Origin of the sequence: Vibrio crassostreae (assembly GCF_041439375.1) — a bacterium.
GTDB lineage: Bacteria > Pseudomonadota > Gammaproteobacteria > Enterobacterales > Vibrionaceae > Vibrio > Vibrio crassostreae_D.
The window spans coordinates 1-1,397 of the sequence record NZ_JBGONY010000138.1 but is presented as its reverse complement, the minus strand read 5'-3'; the positions used below and the strand labels follow the sequence as shown (position 1 = coordinate 1,397).

The 1,397-nt window shown below is 41.2% G+C and carries 1 protein-coding gene; it reads right to left on the bottom strand.

What is annotated here, in order from left to right:
- Window positions 1-283 precede the first annotated feature (283 nt).
- Entirely contained in the window at window positions 284-1,303 is a 1,020-nt protein-coding gene (locus tag ACED45_RS24020; RefSeq protein ID WP_017080682.1) for an IS110 family transposase, read from the bottom strand.
- Window positions 1,304-1,397: the final 94 nt, after the last annotated feature.

The window sequence follows — 1,397 nt, the reverse complement described above, 5'->3', positions numbered from 1 at the left end:
CATATATGGACCCACCCAGTTTGCAAGTAATTTTACACGTTTGGTAATAGAGTCATTGCCTTCATATATTCGGCCTATTTATTGAGCACATTATTATTGTGTTCATGGCCCTGATGTAATCAGCACCCGAAGCTCTTTATCATTCCCACGGCTTCTTAATGAGCCTATGACGGTGCCAGAGTTTCTTCGGGGCGGTTTGACCGCATACCATCGATGTAAAGTTTATCGCAACTGTTGATGAGTATCCTTTATTTGTGCTGCTAGTTGTTCGTGCTTTTAGTGATTAGGCGCCTTTTAGCTCGTAAGCTTTGTCATTAAAGATAACCGACCAGACAATACGAGCCAGTTTATTGGCCAAAGCGACGCAGGCAATATTAAACGACTTGGTCGCTTTAAGCTTAATTGCCCACTGACTTAGCTTATCTTCTTTCTTATCCATCCGAGATAACGCACTTCTGGCTCCCGCAACCAATAATGTGCGTAACTGTATATTACCTTTCTTAGAGATACCCAGCATTGTCTGATTACCACCCGTTGAATGTTGACGAGGAACAAGACCACACCAAGCTGCAAAATGCCGACCATTTTGAAAGTGCTTCCCTTGACCAATAGCAGCATAAAGCGCAATGGCTGTAATAGGGCCGATTCCGACAACAGTTTGGGCTTGTTGGCAAACATCATTTGTTTCTGTAAAACTTTTGATTCTCTGCTCTACTCGCTCGATTCGTTCACACAATGCTTTAAATTCTTCGTATAAATCATTAAAGAGCTCTCTAGATATAGCGGTTAAGTTATTATTGGCATCCTCTAAAACCTCAGGTAATACCTTTCTAAAAGCTGACCAACCTCGATTTATACTAATACCTTGTTCAAGTAACATTCCACGAGCCTGGTTACTGAGCTGAGTACGTTGTCTAATTAGTCGCTCTCTAATTCGTAAAACAATTTGAGCATCTTGCTGCTCTCTTGTTTTGATAGGCACAAAAGTCATGCTATCTCGTTGAGAGGCTTCAGCTATCGCTTCCGCATCATTATAATCATTCTTATTTTTTCGACGGTAAGCCACGACGTGTTGAGGGGCGATGAGCTTTACCGTGTGACCTAAATTAACCAGTTCTCTTGCCCAATAGTTTGAGCTGCCACATGACTCCATAACGATACAACTCAGCTCTATCTGAGCAAAATAAGAAAGAACTGCTGTACGATTGAGTTTCTTTTTTTTAAGGATTTTTCCATGTGATGTCATATGTACAGCATGGAAAATGTTCTTGGCTATATCTAATCCGATCGTTATAGTTTTCATATGGACCTGCCCTCAGTTAGATGATTGTGTTTAATATTCATCTTGGCGCATTGCGACGCCGTTTAGAAGGGTGGGTCCATTTCATTATTCCCTA